Source organism: Cesiribacter sp. SM1 (assembly GCF_020178975.1).
Lineage (GTDB): Bacteria > Bacteroidota > Bacteroidia > Cytophagales > Cyclobacteriaceae > Cesiribacter.
Map to the genome: position 1 here is coordinate 19,380 of NZ_JAHXBU010000007.1, position 17,714 is coordinate 37,093.

A 17,714-nucleotide genomic window follows, 5' to 3' on the forward strand; every position below is an offset into this window, starting at 1 on the left:
GCATATGTTTTAGCTGTTCTTCTGACACAAGGGTAAAACAGCTGTATGAAATCTTGTAAGAAGGCTGAAAAAGGGTTTGTGGACTAGGCTAAGATCAGAATCCCTGCCAATCAACAAAAATACCCGGCAGAGATGCTGTAATCATGTGTATGAGGCACAAAAGGAGGGGCATGAGGATGCACCCACCAGGAGCAGCACCCAAGATGGTGCCTGTAATTGACTTGCTGTGCAGGGGGCACTTACTTTCGTAGCCCGTAAAAACAAGAACAGCCCTGAATTTGTATTCAGGGCTGTTTTTAAACTGTATCATCATCCCTACATTGAATTAGCTGGGAGATGCAATATGTTTGCAGTGTTGATTTTACAGGTGCTTAGGCGCCCTGTAAAGCTTCTTTAACACGGTCGGCAGCATCTTTCAGTACAACTGCAGATTTTACCTTCAGGCCACTCTCATCAATAATGCGGGCGCCTTCTTCTGCATTAGTACCCTGCAGGCGTACAATAATTGGTACGCGGATATCACCTATTTTTTTGTAGGCTTCCACCACACCGTTGGCAACACGGTCGCAACGAACAATACCACCAAAGATGTTGATCAATATGGCTTTAACGTTAGGGTCTTTCAGGATAATGCGGAAACCGGCTTCAACAGTTTGTGCATTTGCTCCGCCTCCAACATCCAGGAAGTTGGCAGGCTCACCGCCAGAAAGCTTGATGATGTCCATGGTAGCCATGGCCAGGCCTGCGCCATTTACCATACAGCCTACGTTACCATCCAGCTTCACGTAGTTAAGTCCGCTTTCGCCGGCTTCTACCTCTAAAGGATCTTCTTCGCTTACATCACGCATTTCAGCCAGGTCTTTGTGGCGGTAAAGTGCGTTATCATCGATGTTCACTTTGGCATCAACGGCCAGGATCTGCTCATCAGATGTTTTCAGAACCGGGTTGATCTCGAACTGGGAGGCATCTGAATTGATGTAGGCATTGTAGAGGGAGGTGATGAATTTCACCATCTCTTTTTGTGCTTTGCCTTCCAGACCTAATTTGAAAGCAACTTTGCTGGCCTGGAACGGGCGCAGGCCAATGGCAGGGTCTATCCACTCCTTGATGATCTTCTCTGGCGTATGCTCTGCTACCTCCTCGATATCCATACCGCCCTCGGTAGATGCCATAATTACGTTACGGCTTTTGGCGCGGTCTAGCAGAATAGAAAGATAATATTCTTTTGGCTTATGCTCGCCAGGGTAGTACACATCCTGGGCAATAAGCACTTTGTTTACTTTTTTGCCTTCGGCACCAGTCTGGATGGTAACCAGCGTGCCACCAAGGATGCCTTTTGCTTTTTCAGGTACTTCGTCGAGGCTCTTGGCCAGTACAACACCGTTAGAGCCGGTTTCCTGTACTTTGCCCTTACCACGACCACCTGCATGGATTTGTGCTTTTACCACATACCAGCTGGTGCCGGTTTCTTCGTGCAGTTTCTGAGCTACCTGCTTTGCCTCTTCCGGGGTTTCAGCTACGTAGCCTTCCTGCACTTTCACACCCCATTTTTTCAGGAGTTCCTTTCCCTGATATTCGTGTATGTTCATCCGTGCTAAAAATTTTTTTGCCCGAATCTACGGCTTATCCGGCAGGTTTACAAACCAGATGGCCACGATAAAGGGGCCGGCTGGTTTTAATTGCTGATCTGTAGCAGATTTTAAGGTCAGGGTTTTCGGTTATGCCTGATGATCACTTCATCATTTTCAAATACCAGCTGACCGGCTTTGTTCATGTATGCGTTAAAGCTTGTTGTGGCAGAGTCGCTGCAGTGGAAGGTGATATAGTTATGGGCATCCAGCGACCATTGCCCTCCTACAGGCAGGCGTTTTCCCCTGCTTGCGGGCTCGTCTTCAGAGTCGTTTATGTAATAGGAGTGATCTGCGTTGATCTGCAGGCTTAACACATAGTAGCAGTCCCACTCTGTAACAACGCCCTTTGCAGGGTCTTCGAACATGAAATTATTAGCCTTTTGTTTTTTATAAACTGCCAGCCACTCGCCTGTAACTGTTTCTGCAAGCGGTATCTGCGGCGCACCTTCAGTATCTTTTTCGCAGGAAAAAGAAGAGGCCAAGCAAAAAGATAAAAAAAGCCTGATGAGGTACTTCATCATTAAAAATGCTTAAAAGCCGGTATATTGGGCGTTGATAAAATAAATCAGGGGAGCAGGCAGACTTCTGGTTTATTGTATTGTGAATTCTCTCTGCTCTTCCTTCAGCTGTTTAAATTCCTGATAATTTTATTTCCAGATCTTCGGTTACAGCCTTTATGTGGCAGCAGTCGTGGCCTATGACAAACACCCTGTTCACCACTTCCTTGCCATTTTTGAATCCTACAAATTCTATGGGGGTACCATCGGCGCTAATGCTGCGGAGCTGGCTGTCGGTGAGGATGGGATAGTAGCCATTACCTGCAGGTTCGCTGCCCTGCCAGCTGTCCCAGGTGTATTTCTCGCCGCTTACAATGTTTTTACTGTAGAAGCTGTCGAGTACTACAGCTTCGCCAATGCTGTTGGTTATATGAGCGTGTACGCTTACAAAAACCTCGGTGCACACAAGGTCCTGCGGGCATTGGGTTTCCTGAGAAGGCTCGGTTAAAAGCATCTCTTCGGCAGGCTCTTTTTCGCAGGTATGCCCCATGAACAGCAAAGTAAGGGGAATAAGAAAAGCTAAGGGTTTCATAGCAGTTAGAAGTTAGATAGACTAATGTTCTGTTCCGTCTTTTTCGAAAGACAAGCACTGCTATGAAAGGGTTGGCTGCTAAAGCGGGGATATTTCAATTATTTTGATGGAGCTGCTGTATCGGGTAGGCATCATGCCGCAGGTGTATTCCTGGGGCTCTTCCAATATTTCGTAGGTGAGCTGTACCTGCTGTACCTCCTGCTCCTGGAAAGAGTCAGGTATTACCTCTTCATTGCTGGGTTTGTACTCCTTGCCGTCTATATCAAGAAAATAACCACAGCCATCTGCTGCAAGCATACCAGTCCAGCGAAGAGTTGCGTTGGTGCTGTGGGTTTCTTTTGTGCTGTTGCAGGAAAACAGGCCTGGCAGCAGGCAAGCCATAAGCATGGAAGAAAATACAATTCGTTTCATAAAGGGGGCTTTGGGAGTTGCAGAGGCGAACTTAGTAAATAAGTAGTCATAATAATGGAATTAAGGCACAGTTTTCGTCTGCGGCTGCTTTTTTTCGTATACTTGAACCGACATGCTGAAAGCTGAGAATATTACTAAATCCTATGGTGCCCTGCAGGTACTGAAGGGAATTAACCTGCACGTGGAGCAGGGACAGATTGTATCAATTGTAGGAGCCTCCGGCGCTGGTAAAAGTACCCTGTTACATATCCTGGGCACACTGGATGTGCCCGATGGTGGTATGTTGTACATCAATAACCAGCGGCTGCACAACAACATGAAGGCGAAGGACCTGAACCGTTTCCGTAATAAGCATATTGGCTTTATTTTTCAGTTTCACAACCTGTTGCCTGAATTTACAGCGCTGGAAAATGTGGCCATGCCCGCTTTTATTGCAGGCGACCGGCCCGAAGAGCAGATAAAAAATGATGCCAGGCTGCTGCTGGAGCGACTGGGTCTGGCGCAGCGCCTGCACCATAAGCCAGGCCAGATGAGTGGAGGAGAGCAGCAAAGGGTTGCAGTAGCACGTGCGCTCATCAATAAACCAGCTATTGTATTTGCCGATGAACCCAGCGGTAACCTGGATTCCCACAGTGCCGAAGAGTTGCACAAACTGTTTTTTGACCTGCGCCAGGAACTGAACCAGACATTCGTTATTGTTACACATAACGAACAGCTGGCCGACATGGCCGATTTCAAATATGAAATTGAGGATGGGGTAATTCTGTAGACACTCTTTAGCTTCCTACCCGGCCATGTTATTTTCTATGAGCTGGTTTACCATTTCCTCTATATGCTTTTTGGCACCAAACAGCTTCTCGAATGAACTGACAATGGTGTGATTGCTATCCAGCAGATAAGTGATCCGGCGAGTAAAATTAATCAGCGGCACAGTAGCTTTATACAGCCCTGCAACATTTCCATCTTCGTCGGCAAGCAGGTGAAAAGGCAGGTTGTGTTCTTTTCTGAAGCGCTGGTGCGTTTCAACTGAGTCGCGGCTGATGCCATAAACCGGTATATCAAGGTCGCGGAAAAAATCAAAATGATCCCTGAACTCGCAGGCCTGCTGGGTACAGCCTGATGTAAAATCTTTAGGATAAAAATAAAGGATCACTGCTTTTCCTTTAGCATCCTGGTGAAGGGTGAAATCCCTGCCGTCGGTAGATGGTAATGTAAAGTTGGGTGCTTGTGTTTTTTCTTTTAATGCCATACACAAATTTACGCTTTATTACCGGCACTGGTTATATGCTGTTGCCTGTTCTGCTTCTGCCCGAGTGCCCGAGCAGGTATGTGTTTGCTTATTAAGCAGGCTGACTACTGCTAAAAATCAGGATAACTGCTGCCCAATAACATGGTGACTGCTGCCTCACAGCAGTGTGGCTGCTGCCTCAACATATGCTTAATACTATACGTATACAAGGCTACTTATTATTACAGCCATGAATAACGTAGAAATAAAGGGAGAGATAAACCAGATAAAAGGCAGGCAGGAACAGAAGGAAGCCAGCCGTACCGGCGATCGTTTAAAATGCATCGAAGGTAAAGAAAAAGAACTGGCAGGCCGCCTGCAGAAGGAACTTGGCAAGGACGAAGAAAACGTTCTTAAAGCCATGGACGAAGCAGAGGAAGAATAAAATATCTAATAACCCATAGTTAAGAGCACTTTCAGACATCCTGAAAGTGCTTTTTTTGCAAATTAAACTAATGTTTGGTTTAAGGCAGCTGCATAGCACTGTTTGACTCTTTCAATATTTTAGTATACCTACAATTGAGGCGCCTGGGCATGTGTGAAGTTCTAAAATCAGTTAATAATGATGGATGAAGCGGCAAGCAGCGGAATAAATGCCGGTTGCCCATAAAGTTTGGCTATGGTAGCGTAAGAACTTTTGCTGCCATTTGGTTACTTTGGTGTTGGCAGACTTTAATTTTTTAGCATGGCTTACACATATGAATATCCCCGGCCTACAGTAACAGTAGATGCCATTGTATTCTGGCTGCAGCCCAACGACCTTCAGGTTTTGCTGATTAAGCGTAAGAAGGACCCTTTTGGGGGCTGCTGGGGTTTTCCAGGAGGTTTTATGGATATGAATGAGCCTCCGGAGGTGGCGGTAACACGGGAGCTGGAGGAGGAAACCGGCCTTAAGCTGCACCACACAGTGCAGATTGGAGCCTTTGGTGCAGTAAACCGCGATCCCAGGCACCGCACTGTTTCTATCGCTTATCTGAGTGTTCTGAAAGATGATCCTGGTGCTGTTGAAGGCGCTGACGATGCCGCTGAGGCCCGCTGGTTTTCGCTGCATGATGTTCCGCTGCGGCTTGCCTTCGATCATAAAGAAATTCTCACCCAGGCAAAAGTGTTTGCAGATATGTACTTCCGCACTGCGGTGCCCGGCTCAGATGAGGCCTTTGGTCTTTCACAATCAGATATTGATCAACTCATAAACCACGTTGCTTAATGGAGCTTTTTCAGGTAGATGCCTTTACCAATGTACCCTTCAGGGGTAATCCAGCTGGTGTGTGTATTTCTGCAGAACCACTCGGAGAAATGCTGATGCAGCAGATTGCAGCAGAAATGAACCTTGCTGAAACTGCCTTTGTAAGTGCTGCAGATGGTTATAAAAACCTGCGCTGGTTTACGCCTGCAGTAGAAGTAACCCTTTGCGGCCACGCAACACTGGCCACCGCGCACATACTCTATAGCCAGGGATTGCTGGCTCCTGAAGAAGAGCACATATTTGAAACCTTAAGCGGACAACTGCAGGTACGTCAATGGAATGAGGAGCAGCTGGAAATGGACTTTCCGCTGATTACCACTGAAAAGAAAGAGGTGCCCCAATGGCTGAAGGAGCATTTTGAAGGCATCAGGGGCTTTGCCGCTACACCCAAAAATGATATCCTGGAGCTGGATAGCGAAGAGGCTGTTCGTGATTATCTGCCTGATATGGCACAGATTGCCAGGAATACCCGGCAGGGCCTTATCATCACAGCGCGTGGCACAGAAGACATCAGTTTCGTAAGCCGTTATTTTGTGCCCAATGTAGGCGTTCCGGAAGATCCCGTAACAGGTTCTGCTCATTGTGAGCTGGCACATTACTGGAAGGATATACTGGAAAAGACCAGCTTCAGGGCGTACCAGGCATCTAAACGAGGCGGTTACCTGGAGCTGCAGATTGTGGAAGACAGGGTACTGATCAGGGGCAGGGCCATTACTGTATTCAAAGCCGAACCCAGGTTCTGACAGTACAGAAAGATGTATAGGTCGGAGCCTGCTGCTATACCGCCAGCTTTAGCACTTTCCGGGGGTGCTTCTATCTGCTTATTTTACTAAACTTCCAGTACTACACTATGCTCAAGCGCCGCTGCTATAAAGTATTTAAGCCTGGTTCCTTAAACAGTTTAAAGCTCAGGGAAGAAGAACTAGCTGCACCTGCTGCCGGACAGGCAACCATAGCAGTAAAGGCAATAGGTCTTAATTATGCCGATATCTTTGCCATTATGGGACTCTACAGTGCCACACCTAAAGAGGCATTTGTTCCCGGCCTGGAGTTTAGCGGAGAGGTGGTTGCCACAGGAGCGGGTGTAAGCAGGTTTAAGCCCGGAGATGCTGTATTCGGTGTTAGCCGCTTTGGCGCCTACACCACGCACCTTAACCTGGATGAAAGATACCTTTTGCCCTTACCCACAGGATTTACCTATAATGATGCAGCAGCTTTTCCCGTGCAGGCTTTAACTGCCTATTATGCTTTAAGGCCCCTGGGTAACCTGCAGCAGGGGCAAACGGTACTGATCCATTCTGCAGCAGGAGGGGTGGGCCTGCTGGCAAACCGCATAGCAAAAAAGTGGAATGCCTACACCATAGGTGTTGTGGGGAGCAGCAGCAAGTTTGAGACCCTGGCACAGGAAGGCTACAACAGCTGGCTGGCCAGAAGCAGTAGGTTTCCCCAGGAGCTGGAGCGGGTGCTGGCTGGGCGCCCCCTGCACCTGGTACTGGAGGCAACAGGGGGCAAATACTTGAAGTGGTCATACGAAGCAATGGCACCCATGGGTCGCCTGGTGGCGTATGGCTCTGCACGTTTTACCCCATCGGGGAGTGCCCCCAACTGGCCCCGCCTGGCGTGGCAGTACCTAACACGTCCTAAAATAGATCCCATGAAAATGATCACAGAGAATAAGTCGGTCATGGGCTTTAACCTGATCTGGCTCTACGAGCAGCACGATCTTTTCCATCAGCTCATGCAAGAGCTTCTGGAGCTTCAGTTGCAGCCTCCTCACATCGGGCACTATTTTTCTTTCAATGAGTTACCGCAGGCCCTGCAACTTTTCCGTTCCGGCAATACAGTTGGCAAGGTTGTAATAAGGGTAGGGTGATGACTCAGTTTCTTTGCCGTATGATGGCTTTCTTATTTGAAGAACAGTGCCTGCTTTTTAACAAACTGTTTTGTGGTTTAGAGGAAGGCACAAAAAAAGCCGGCTTAGTACCGGCTTTAGCTATCAAAGCTTGAAATGCTTCTGATTATTAGAACTGCGCTACTCTTGCAATCAGCTCGGCAGTGCGGGCAGAGTAACCAGCTTCGTTGTCGTACCAGCCTACTACCTTCACCAGGCGGCCAGAGGCCATGGTTAACTCAGAGTCGAAGATACAGGAGTGTACATTGCCAACAATATCGCTTGATACGATAGGGTCGGTAGAGAATTGCAGTACGCCTTTCAGATCAGACTCTGCAGCTTTACGAACAGCAGCATTGATTTCTTCAGCCGTTACATCGCGGCTAAGGATAGCAGTGAAGTCAGTTACAGAACCATCAGGAACCGGAACACGCATGGCAATACCATCCAGTTTGCCTTTCAGTTCAGGCAGTACAAGGCCAACTGCTTTTGCAGCACCTGTAGAGGTAGGAACAATGTTGATGGCAGCAGCACGGGCACGGCGCAGGTCGCTGTGAGGACCATCCTGCAGGTTCTGATCCTGGGTATATGCGTGGATGGTATTGATAAAGCCTTTTTCAACGCCAAAGTTCTCCTGCAGTACTTTTACCATAGGAGCAAGGCAGTTGGTGGTACAGGAAGCATTAGAGATAATGGTTTCCTGTCCGGTGAGGCTCTTGTCGTTTACACCAATTACAACGGTAGGAATATTGCCTTTGGCAGGGGCAGAGATGATCACACGCTTGGCACCAGCCTGGATGTGTTTGCCCGCGCCGGCCTCGTCTGTAAAGCGGCCGGTACTTTCCAGTACTACATCTACACCCAGATTTTTCCAGGGTAGTTGTGCAGGATCTCTTTCTGCAAATACTTTTATTGCATCACCATTTACGCTGAAGCCGGTTTCGGAAATCTGAACATCGCCCTGGAAACGGCCATGCACAGAGTCGTAGCGCAGCAGGTGTACGAGAGTTTTTACGTCAGTCAGGTCATTGATTGCCACAATGTCAACATTGCCTTGGGCTAACAGAGCCTTAAAAGTAAGGCGACCAATACGGCCAAAGCCGTTAATCGCAACTTTGATTCTAGCCATGAAAAAGGAAGTTTAGGTTCAAAAATATTTAAGTTAAGAGTACTTCGTAAAAGTACTATACGGGTTTATTTAATGCAAATTGGCTTTTTGGCTGATCAGGGGCTCAAAGGGCCTTGGGGAGAAGAGAACAAACGTTTTACTATGTAGGCAAACCCTGTATTGTACAACTTGTTCGGGGTATAGAGTTTTTTTAGCGATATTTTTTTTGGATTCTGTGTTTGCAAATAGCGAGAAGACCCCTATATTTGCATCACAATTCACGAACGCTCCGTTCGTCTAGTGGTTAGGACGCCAGATTTTCATTCTGGTAGCAGGGGTTCGACTCCCCTACGGAGTGCTGAAAAGCAGCGTTAGGCTGCTTTATGATTTTAATGCTCCGTTCGTCTAGTGGTTAGGACGCCAGATTTTCATTCTGGTAGCAGGGGTTCGACTCCCCTACGGAGTACTATAAAGCCCTTAGATTTACTTCTAAGGGCTTTTTTTTTGCTATGCAGCTGCCTTATGCACCGGTCCATAAACTTTCCCAGTATAATTCAGTATAATCAAAAGCTATGGAAAATAAATCAGTAGACGATATTGTGCAGGAGTTAATTGTGAAGGTGCAGCTAGATGGCAGGGGCAAGGCAGCTATTCGTGGCTCCGACTTGGTGCCCTACATGACCCACCCTGACTACGATGAGATCCACAGGCAGCTTTATGCTTATATGGAAGGAGTTGATAATAAAAATGGTGAAAACCAGGGGCCGGTAAATTCTCTTTAGTGCCTTTCCGAAAAGTCTTTCCTTCTTTATGAGCTGATCGGCTAGTGATCCTTTTCATTAGCTATTATCAGTGTTTTTGTGTTGTGCTTGCCCATGATGTTACAGCAGACCTTAAACCAATGCATATAAACTTCCCCTAAACATGAAACGGCATCGAAACAGAATCTCTAGAATCTGTACGCCCACATCACATAATAAGGTGCTACTTCCGGGTGATGTGGAATAAATATTGCCGGGTATATCAAGGCAGCTGTTCCTTTGTGGAGCAGCAATAGGGTACCATCAAATGGATAACAGCGGAATGTTGTTCATTTCCCTCCAATTTTATCCTGTCCTGCGGTTACTGACAATCATGGATACTAATCAGAGAAAAATACTGTATTCACCAGTGCCTGCCTGGCTGAGCTGAAATTGCCGTTTGATGGATTGTAGTGCTTACTGGATGCTTAGAGCTTTACCCATACCCGTTAAAATCAGGAATATATGCTGAACTTTGGTGAACTACTGCTTATGTTTTTTGTGCAGGGTTTTTCCCATCAAACAACAAGCACATCTGGCTGGAAGGAGCAATTAGCTGGTATGAAATCTTTAATTTGTGCCTGTTGCAGTTTTACGGCTGAAGATGCAAACATAGTGTCGGTTGGATAACCAGCTCACAAGCATAAACAGTAATGTCCATTCCTGTTAGCCATACAGACCAAAAAGCTGCCTGTTCCAACAGGCTTTTATGTTTTTAGGGGCTTTCTTACATGTACTGGATTTGAGCTTGCAGCTTTCTTACATTTACATCAATTCGCCTACTAAAAGGCACTAATGAGATTTCAGTATTCAATACTCCTTTTCATTCTCATACTATGGAGCAGTGCGCTTAATGCGCAACCTGTTGTAGTGCTCTATGATTCCCTTCAGTCTAAATTAGTAGGGGGGGAGCTCTACTATCTTGCGGACCCTGATGGGGCCTATACCATCGAGCAGCTTAGCTCCCCAGCCTTTGCAGAACGCTTTAAACCCGCCCCAGAAGGGAGCCCGAACTTTGGATACTTTAGTGACACCTACTGGTTTCGCATACAGCTGCAGGATAGCCTGGTATCAGCCAGGTCTTTTTTGTTTGAAGTAGCGTATGCTGCCCTGGATTCTGTTTATTTATTCCAGCAGAACAGCTCCGGAGCCTGGGAAGCACAGCTTGCGGGTGAGGTTTTACCTTTTTCAGACAGGCAGGTCCCTCATCATCACTTTCTTTTTCCGGTTAAACTACAGCCGGCGGTTAATACCTTTTATTTCCGGGTAAGCTCCGAAGGAGCCATGACTTTTCCTGTTTACATTACAGAGGCATCTTACCTGCAGCAGGAAATGTCATTTACCTATTTCAAATATGGGCTTTATTATGGTGCTCTTTTTCTGATCCTGCTGTACAATCTGTTTCTTTTCTTTAGTTTGAGGCTTAAACCTTACCTGTTCTATTGCCTCTTTATTTTCTTCAGTATTCTTTCGCAGGCGTATTTATACGGGCATATTCAACAGTTTATCTGGCAAAATGCTGGCTTCACCAATAATGTGCTTTCGGGCTTTACGCTTTACATGGCAGTAGGCTTTGCCCTTAAATTCACCATTAGCTTTATCAGAACCAGGCGTTTTGTGCCCAGGCTGCACCGGCTGATGCATTATTACACCTGGGTTGCATTTCTGCTGGGATTTCTAAATCTTTTGGGGTTGTACCGTTATTTGGCTCCCGCACTTCCTCCTATATATATACTGGCCGTTGTTCAGATTATAATTGCAGCAGCCATTGCTTGGCGTAAAGGCCAGGCCACTGCACGCTTATTCCTGCTGGCCTGGCTGGTGTTCCTGGTGGGGGTGTTTGCCTATAGCCTGCAGTCTTTAGGCCTGTTTGGCAACCTGGAAACTGCTACCACCCTGGTTATTATTGGTTCTGTTGCGGAGGCTTTGTTGCTCTCCCTGGCCCTTGCAGAAAGAATACGACAGTACAGGCTTGACCGGCAGAAAGCCAGTGAACAATCTTTTATTTCATTTAAGGAGAAAAAGGAATTGCTGGAACAGCAGCAGCAGGTGCTGGAGCTGCGGGTAGAGGAAAGAACCCAGAAATTACAGGAAAAGCAGAAAGAGGTAATTAAGCAAAACAGGCAGCTTTTTGAGCAGCAGCAGGTTATTGAGCAACAAAACCAGCAGTTAAGCCTGCTTAACGAAAACCTGGAGCGCATTGTAGGCACCCGCACCGGCGAACTGCGGAAAGCCAACCTTGCCCTGCATAAACGCAACCAGCAGCTGGAGCAGTTTGCTTACATTATCTCGCATAATATACGCGGACCGGTAGCCAGTATGATTGGGCTGCTCAAGCTTTTTAACAGGCAAAAAATAAGCGGACAGGAAAACTTGCAGTACCTCGATTTTCTAAACAACTCAGTGAACAAGCTGGATACCGTTATCTCGGACCTGGGCCAGGTGCTTACCCTTGAGCAGGACCTGGAAAAGCAGCTCAGGGAAATACAGATGGCTAAGGCTGTTCAGGGTATCTTAGATAAACTGCACCTGCAGATGAGCGAGGCGCAGCCAGCAATACATGTTGATTTTCAGGAAGAAACCCTGCTGGTGCATGCTGCCTACCTGGAAAGCATTTTGTATAACCTTATCAGCAATGCCTTGAAATACAGAAAGCCCGATGGCCAGCTTAGCCTTAGCATACGCACCTGGCAGGAAGGTGATATGTGCTACATTTCTGTAGCTGATAATGGATTGGGGATTGACCTGGAACAGTATGGCAAAAAGCTGTTTTCGCTCTACCAGCGTTTCCACATCCACAAAGAGGGAAAAGGTTTAGGCCTGTATATGGTAAAGCGCCAGGTCGAATCCATGGGGGGCAGCATACTGGTAGAGAGCCAGCCAGGAGAGGGCAGTACCTTTACGGTTTGTCTGCCGCTGCAGCGGAGCCTGGTTGTCTAAGCCTTACAGCAGATCAATGTTTCGCAATACCCTTGCTCATGAACCTGCACCATGCAGCTTTGGATTTAGCTAAATAATAAAAAATGCCCGCCCAGAGGTGAGTATCTTCAGGCGGGCAAATCATTATAATTGCTCTATTGATTTTTTCTTCTTTCTTCCTGCTCTTTTCTAACATGTTCGATGAACCTGTTGCAGAGTGTATTCATCTCATTAGCCATAAATTCATCGCCAGTTGCCGTTAAGATGCTTTGTGCCAGACCACCAATACAATCTATATAAAAGCGCTTCTGGTCATCAACGGTCATTTCCTTTGTCCACAGGTCAATACGCAGGGTATTATTCTGAAAATGATCCCATACAGCTATGCTGATTGAGCGGGTCTGGTTGATGCCATCATCTTCTTTATCGGTAGCGTCCCAATAGATTTTATCAGGTACGTTCTGACTATCCAGTTCAACTTCGAAGTGTATTCTTGATTTTTTCATAGTATTGAAATCAGTAAGCAAAGAAAGTACATCCGCAGCTGACCATCAAGTTTTTTGCTTAATAGGTGTGGGGTGCTACTACGGCAGGCTTTGTTTAAAGGCCTGGTAGCTCTGTGGGTCCAGGGGTTCGGTGCTGCACCCAACTTCCTGGCTTCTGGCTTCTATGGATTGAATCCGACGATCCGGGTTGGGGTGCGTACTAAGGAATGTTGGTACCTGGCCCTGCTCCTCCATCTCGCTGAGCTTGATGAAAAAAGATTTGGCGGCATCACATTCATAATCAGTCCCCGAAAGGTAATCTACCGAACGGGAATCTGCCTCCCGTTCATATTCCCGGCTAAAGCTTAAGGCAGTAAGGTTACCCACAACCTGCCCCATGATCTGCTCCAATCCAGAGCCTTCGCCTACTGCAAGGCTTAAGAGCAGGTTCAGGCCATACATTTTCTGCAACTGGCGAGTGCTGTGGCGCAGATCAGCATGGGCTATTTCATGACCCAGAACCCCTGCCAGGTCATCTTCCCGATCCAGGTATTTGATCAGTCCGGTATACACATATATGTAGCCGCCCGGTGTGGCAAAAGCATTCAGGGTGTTGTCGTCGTTAATGATGTAAACCTGCCAGGCAAATTCATCGCGATAGTTTACCTGTCCGCTTTCCAGTATGTTGTTGACGATGCCGTTGAGGTATTCATAGCTTTCCGGGTACTGGCTGGGATTCAGGACCGGGTATTCGTTGTGCTTACTAAGTATTTCTTCATTTATTTGTGCGCCAAGCTGCACATCCTGGTCTGGACTGAACAAGTTTACATTGCTGTTCCGGTCGCAGCCACACAAGATTAAAAGGCTTAAAAATAGAATAGGCAAAAAGTTTTTCATAATCGGCAATACGCAGGCTGGCATTAAAAGTTAAAGCCACTGCAGCTTGGGCAGTGGCTTTTATATCAGGGAAGCATGATTTTAAACTGCTCATAACTACAAGTTGTACAGGGTGCAGTATCACAGCCCTGAGTGGCCGCTTCGGCTTGTATCGCCTCTATGCGGTTGCCGGGGTTGGGGTGTGTACTTAGGAATTCAGGTGTACCGCCGCCGCTGCCTTCATTTTGCAGTTTTTCAAAAAAGCCAGCTGCACCATCGCACTCATAAGGGCTTTGAGGGTTGCTGAGGTACCTAACTGAGTAGGTATCTGCTTCTTCCTCATTGCTGCGGCTGTACTGCAGATCGCCCAATGCTCTTACTACCTGCACTACCGCCCCCTGGTTCTGGCCAAGGGCAACATCCAGCAGCAGTTGCACACCAAGGTCGCGCTGTATGGCCCTTACAGTATGGCGCCTGTCTGCGTGTGCTATCTCATGGCCAAGTACGCCTGCCAAATGATCTTCAGAATCCAGGTACTTCAAGAGGCCTGTGTATACATATACGTAACCACCCGGGGTGGCAAAGGCATTCAGCTCATTGTCGTTCTTGATGATGTAGATCTTATCGTAGCCGAATTCTTCTTCGTACAGAATATCTTCAGAGGCAACTATATTGCTCATGATGTTGCGCAGGTACTGATATACCTGCGGGTACTGCTGTTCGGAAAGAATGGGCAGGCTGTCCTGCATGTTTAAGATCTCTTCATGTACCTGAGCACCGAGTTGTACATCCTGCTCCAGTGGTAGAATTACCAGGGGCTCGTCTTTGTTACATCCGCTGATGATAGCAGAAACAACAGCAAATAAAAAGAGTAGTTGTAAAGAGGTTTTTCTCATTGTTATCAGATTTGAATCTCGGGAATATCTCCATCCACGACCAGTTTTCCTTCGGTAGCGGCTTTAATTTCTTCTACGCTAATTCCGGGCGCACGTTCCAGCAAACGGAAGCCTCCTTCTGGTAAAACTTCCAGTACTGCCAGGTCTGTTACGATTTTTTTCACACAGCGCAGGCCGGTTATTGGCAGGGTGCATTCTTTCAGCAGTTTGCTGGCGCCATCGCGGCTGCGGTGTTGCATGGCTACAATTATGTTTTCGGCAGAGGCAACAAGATCCATAGCACCACCCATGCCTTTTACCATTTTGCCGGGTATTTTCCAGTTGGCAATATCTCCGTTTTCCGATACCTCCATGGCCCCAAGAATGGTAAGGTTAACATGCTTGCCCCTGATCATGCCAAAACTCTCTGCAGAGCTGAATATGGATGCGCCAGGCAGGTATGTGACGGTTTGCTTGCCTGCATTGATCAGGTCTGCATCTACCTCTTCTTCGGTAGGGAAAGGGCCCATGCCCAACAGACCATTCTCCGACTGCAGTTCAACATTAATATGTTCAGGAATATAATTGGCTACCAGGGTAGGGATGCCAATACCCAGATTGATGTACATGCCATCTTTTACTTCCTGGGCAATTCGTTTCGCTATTCCAATTTTATCGAGCGCCATAAGTTGGTTTGGTGGTTATTTTTAAAAATTAGTAGCTGCGGCTGTGTGGCCCCTGAAAGGCATCACACTACCCTCTTACCGTTCTTTGCTCAATGCGCTTTTCGTAGTTGCTGCCCTGGAAGATGCGTTGTACATAGATGCCGGGGGTGTGAATCATATTGGGGTCCAGCTCACCGGCGGGTACCAGCTCTTCTACCTCCGCAATAGTGATTTTGCCTGCTGCCGCCATCATGGGGTTAAAGTTGCGGGCAGTGCCTTTGTAAATAAGGTTGCCGGCAGTATCGCCTTTCCAGGCTTTTACCAGCGAAAAATCGGCCCGCAGCCCCAGCTCCATCAGGTAAACTTTGCCATTAAACTCCCGGGTTTCTTTGCCCTCTGCCACTTCGGTACCTACACCGGCAGGTGTGAAAAATGCAGGAATGCCTGCGCCGCCTGCCCTGATGCGTTCGGCCAGCGTACCCTGAGGGATAAGTTCCACCTCCAGTTCTCCGCTTAGCAGCTGTCTTTCAAATTCTGCATTTTCGCCAACGTAAGATGAGATCATCTTCTTTACCTGGCGTGTTTGCAGCAGGAGGCCTATCCCGAAATCATCAACACCTGCATTGTTGGAGATACAGGTGAGGCCTTTGGTGCCCTTTTTGAGCAGGGCTGCAATGCTGTTTTCAGGAATACCGCATAGGCCAAAGCCGCCCAGCATCAGTACGGCACCGTCCTGGATATCACGAATGGCTTCGTCGGCATTTTGTACTACCTTATTGATCATAAAAAATCTAGCTGTTATTAAGTATTGAGAGTGCCTGTTCCTTGTCTCTGTTAAGCTGTTGCTGCAGATCCTGCAGGGAGTTGAATTTTAGCTCCTGCCTTATCTGCCGGATCAGCTCAATTCTTAGCTGCCTGCCATATAAGTCCTGATTCAGCTCAAATATATGTACTTCCTGCCGGTGCTCGTTTCCCCCCACCGTAGGCCGGTTGCCAATGTTGAGCATGCCACTCCATTGTGCTCCTTCCAGTGCTACCTTAACAGCATAAACCCCGTCAGAAGGGATAAGTTTGTAAGTTTCGGGTATTTGCAGGTTGGCCGTAGGAAAGCCCAGGCTTCGCCCTATTTTATCACCTTCTACTACATTGCCTGCAAAGCTGTAATTCCTGCCCAGGTATGCAGCGGCTTCCTCTACTTTTCCTTCGGAAAGAGCTGCCCGTATACGGCTGGAGCTTACACCTACATGCTCAACATCCTGCCGCGGAATTTCTTCTACCTCAAAGCCATATTGTTGCTTGTTGGCCATCAGGTGCTCAAAGCTGCCCTCCCGGTTTCTGCCAAAGCGGTGGTCGTAGCCAATTACCAGTTTTTTGGTGCCAATGGCATCTATAAGCACCTGCTGGATAAACTCCTGGGAGGTTAACCTGGAAAATTCCGGGGTAAAGGGAATCTTCACCAGGTGTTCCACGCCATAATCTGCAAGCAGGGCTGCTTTTTCATCAAAAGTAGAAAGCAGCTTAAGATCTTTGCTGTCTGCATGCAGCACCAGCCTGGGGTGTGGCCAGTAGGTAATAAGCACAGATTCTCCCGGACCCTGTTTTGCGGCATCGGTCAACCGCTTGATTATTTTCTGATGCCCGATATGAACGCCATCAAAAGTGCCGCTGGTAACTACGGCATAGGGCAGGCGCTCAAAGTGCTGCAGGCCTTCATATACTTTCATTGGAGACCTCTTTTATATGTTCCAGCAGGGGGAGTGGTTCAACAGCATCGTTCACATGTTTTTCGCCGATGCGGGTGCGCCGCAGCGCTGCAAGAAAAGCACCGGTGCCCAGCTGCTGTCCCAGGTCCCGGGCAAGGCTGCGGATGTAAGTGCCTTTTGAGCACACAATTCTGAAGTGTACCTCTGGCGGGGTGAAGGCAGTTATTTCAAAGGTATGTACCTCAACCGCACGTGGCTCCAGCTTTATTTCTTTACCTGCACGTGCTTTTTTATAAGCCCTTTGTCCGCCTACCTTAATGGCAGAGTGTGCCGGAGGGATCTGGGCCAGAGAACCGGTCAGTGATTTAGCTGCTTCTTCCACCTGCGCTTCTGTGATATGCTCATAGGGAGATTCGCTGTCGAAAGGGGTTTCCAGGTCGTAGGAAGGGGTTGTTTTTCCCAGGATAAAGGTGCCGGTATATTCTTTTTCCCAGCCCTGGAAAAAGTCTATCTGTTTGGTCATTTTACCGGTGCAGATAATCAGCAGCCCGGTTGCCAGCGGATCAAGGGTGCCGGCATGGCCTATTTTTTTCATCTTCAGTGCGCCGCGCAGCTTATTCACCACATCAAAGGAGGTCCAGTGATAGGGTTTATCCAGGAGCAGTACTTCGCCCTCGGCGAAATGATATTCTGATTTCCTCATGTTGAGAGGTAACTAATAAAAAAT

20 protein-coding genes and 2 tRNA genes are annotated in these 17,714 nt (G+C 47.6%); 9 read left to right on the forward strand and 13 right to left on the reverse strand.

What is annotated here, in order from left to right; all coding sequences use genetic code 11:
* Positions 1-371 precede the first annotated feature (371 nt).
* The 4 genes from sucC to KWJ01_RS01755 all read right to left on the reverse strand — a co-directional run bounded on the left by sucC (position 372) and on the right by KWJ01_RS01755 (position 3,131).
* Entirely contained in the window at positions 372-1,589 is a 1,218-nt protein-coding gene (gene sucC, locus KWJ01_RS01740; protein ID WP_224994548.1) for an ADP-forming succinate--CoA ligase subunit beta, read from the reverse strand.
* Positions 1,590-1,705: 116 nt separating this feature from the next.
* Positions 1,706-2,152, reverse strand: coding sequence for a hypothetical protein (locus tag KWJ01_RS01745; RefSeq protein WP_224994549.1), 447 nt, complete (start codon positions 2,150-2,152; stop codon positions 1,706-1,708).
* Between the two features lie 109 nt (positions 2,153-2,261).
* A complete protein-coding gene (locus KWJ01_RS01750) occupies positions 2,262-2,720 on the reverse strand; it encodes a hypothetical protein (RefSeq protein ID WP_224994550.1) in 459 nt (152 codons plus the stop codon).
* Positions 2,721-2,798: 78 nt separating this feature from the next.
* Complete coding sequence (locus KWJ01_RS01755; protein ID WP_224994551.1) at positions 2,799-3,131, reverse strand: hypothetical protein; 333 nt, start codon at positions 3,129-3,131, stop codon at positions 2,799-2,801.
* 112 nt (positions 3,132-3,243) lie between these two features.
* Here KWJ01_RS01755 and KWJ01_RS01760 point away from each other — a divergent pair, with 112 nt between their 5' ends.
* The gene (locus KWJ01_RS01760) at positions 3,244-3,900 is read left to right on the forward strand and encodes an ABC transporter ATP-binding protein (RefSeq protein WP_224994552.1); all 657 of its coding nucleotides are present in this window, start codon (positions 3,244-3,246) and stop codon (positions 3,898-3,900) included.
* A 15-nt stretch (positions 3,901-3,915) separates the two neighbouring features.
* Here KWJ01_RS01760 and KWJ01_RS01765 read toward each other — a convergent pair whose 3' ends face one another.
* Positions 3,916-4,380 (reverse strand): peroxiredoxin, encoded by a 465-nt coding sequence (locus KWJ01_RS01765; protein ID WP_224994553.1) that lies wholly within the window; start codon positions 4,378-4,380, stop codon positions 3,916-3,918.
* 229 nt (positions 4,381-4,609) lie between these two features.
* Between KWJ01_RS01765 and KWJ01_RS01770 the strand changes: the two genes are divergently transcribed.
* The 4 genes from KWJ01_RS01770 to KWJ01_RS01785 all read left to right on the forward strand — a co-directional run bounded on the left by KWJ01_RS01770 (position 4,610) and on the right by KWJ01_RS01785 (position 7,538).
* Entirely contained in the window at positions 4,610-4,804 is a 195-nt protein-coding gene (locus tag KWJ01_RS01770) for a general stress protein CsbD (RefSeq protein ID WP_224994554.1), read from the forward strand.
* Between the two features lie 300 nt (positions 4,805-5,104).
* On the forward strand, positions 5,105-5,626 hold the full coding sequence (locus KWJ01_RS01775) for an NUDIX hydrolase (protein ID WP_224994555.1): 522 nt from the start codon (positions 5,105-5,107) through the stop codon (positions 5,624-5,626).
* On the forward strand, positions 5,626-6,408 hold the full coding sequence (locus KWJ01_RS01780; protein ID WP_224994556.1) for a PhzF family phenazine biosynthesis protein: 783 nt from the start codon (positions 5,626-5,628) through the stop codon (positions 6,406-6,408). The genes KWJ01_RS01775 and KWJ01_RS01780 overlap by 1 nt, the downstream gene beginning before the upstream one ends.
* A gap of 107 nt (positions 6,409-6,515) precedes the next feature.
* A complete protein-coding gene (locus KWJ01_RS01785; RefSeq protein ID WP_224994557.1) occupies positions 6,516-7,538 on the forward strand; it encodes a zinc-binding dehydrogenase in 1,023 nt (340 codons plus the stop codon).
* Between the two features lie 148 nt (positions 7,539-7,686).
* Here KWJ01_RS01785 and gap read toward each other — a convergent pair whose 3' ends face one another.
* A complete protein-coding gene (gene gap, locus KWJ01_RS01790; RefSeq protein WP_224994558.1) occupies positions 7,687-8,685 on the reverse strand; it encodes a type I glyceraldehyde-3-phosphate dehydrogenase in 999 nt (332 codons plus the stop codon).
* Between the two features lie 265 nt (positions 8,686-8,950).
* Between gap and KWJ01_RS01795 the strand changes: the two genes are divergently transcribed.
* The 4 genes from KWJ01_RS01795 (at position 8,951) to KWJ01_RS01810 (ending at position 12,404) form a co-directional block, all read left to right on the forward strand.
* Positions 8,951-9,022, forward strand: a tRNA-Glu gene (locus KWJ01_RS01795).
* Positions 9,023-9,058: 36 nt separating this feature from the next.
* Positions 9,059-9,130: transfer RNA gene (locus KWJ01_RS01800), tRNA-Glu, on the forward strand.
* Positions 9,131-9,236: 106 nt separating this feature from the next.
* Positions 9,237-9,446 (forward strand): hypothetical protein, encoded by a 210-nt coding sequence (locus KWJ01_RS01805; protein ID WP_224994559.1) that lies wholly within the window; start codon positions 9,237-9,239, stop codon positions 9,444-9,446.
* 813 nt (positions 9,447-10,259) lie between these two features.
* Positions 10,260-12,404 (forward strand): 7TM diverse intracellular signaling domain-containing protein, encoded by a 2,145-nt coding sequence (locus KWJ01_RS01810; RefSeq protein ID WP_224994560.1) that lies wholly within the window; start codon positions 10,260-10,262, stop codon positions 12,402-12,404.
* 134 nt (positions 12,405-12,538) lie between these two features.
* Here KWJ01_RS01810 and gldC read toward each other — a convergent pair whose 3' ends face one another.
* From gldC to truB, 7 genes are all read right to left on the reverse strand, one after another.
* Positions 12,539-12,889 (reverse strand): gliding motility protein GldC, encoded by a 351-nt coding sequence (gene gldC / locus KWJ01_RS01815; RefSeq protein ID WP_224994561.1) that lies wholly within the window; start codon positions 12,887-12,889, stop codon positions 12,539-12,541.
* 78 nt (positions 12,890-12,967) lie between these two features.
* Positions 12,968-13,765 carry a M48 family metallopeptidase gene (locus KWJ01_RS01820; RefSeq protein ID WP_224994562.1) on the reverse strand — a complete coding sequence of 266 codons (798 nt, stop codon included), beginning with the start codon at positions 13,763-13,765 and terminating at the stop codon, positions 12,968-12,970.
* A gap of 65 nt (positions 13,766-13,830) precedes the next feature.
* Positions 13,831-14,640, reverse strand: coding sequence for a M48 family metalloprotease (locus KWJ01_RS01825; RefSeq protein WP_224994563.1), 810 nt, complete (start codon positions 14,638-14,640; stop codon positions 13,831-13,833).
* Between the two features lie 5 nt (positions 14,641-14,645).
* On the reverse strand, positions 14,646-15,305 hold the full coding sequence (locus KWJ01_RS01830; protein WP_224994564.1) for a 3-oxoacid CoA-transferase subunit B: 660 nt from the start codon (positions 15,303-15,305) through the stop codon (positions 14,646-14,648).
* Between the two features lie 67 nt (positions 15,306-15,372).
* The gene (locus KWJ01_RS01835) at positions 15,373-16,068 is read right to left on the reverse strand and encodes a CoA transferase subunit A (protein ID WP_224994565.1); all 696 of its coding nucleotides are present in this window, start codon (positions 16,066-16,068) and stop codon (positions 15,373-15,375) included.
* 7 nt (positions 16,069-16,075) lie between these two features.
* Positions 16,076-17,008, reverse strand: a complete 933-nt coding sequence (locus tag KWJ01_RS01840) for a bifunctional riboflavin kinase/FAD synthetase (RefSeq protein ID WP_224994566.1) — start codon at positions 17,006-17,008, stop codon at positions 16,076-16,078.
* Positions 16,995-17,690, reverse strand: a complete 696-nt coding sequence (gene truB / locus KWJ01_RS01845) for a tRNA pseudouridine(55) synthase TruB (protein ID WP_224994567.1) — start codon at positions 17,688-17,690, stop codon at positions 16,995-16,997. Before truB ends, KWJ01_RS01840 begins: the two co-directional genes overlap by 14 nt.
* Between the last annotated feature and the right edge of the window lie 24 nt (positions 17,691-17,714).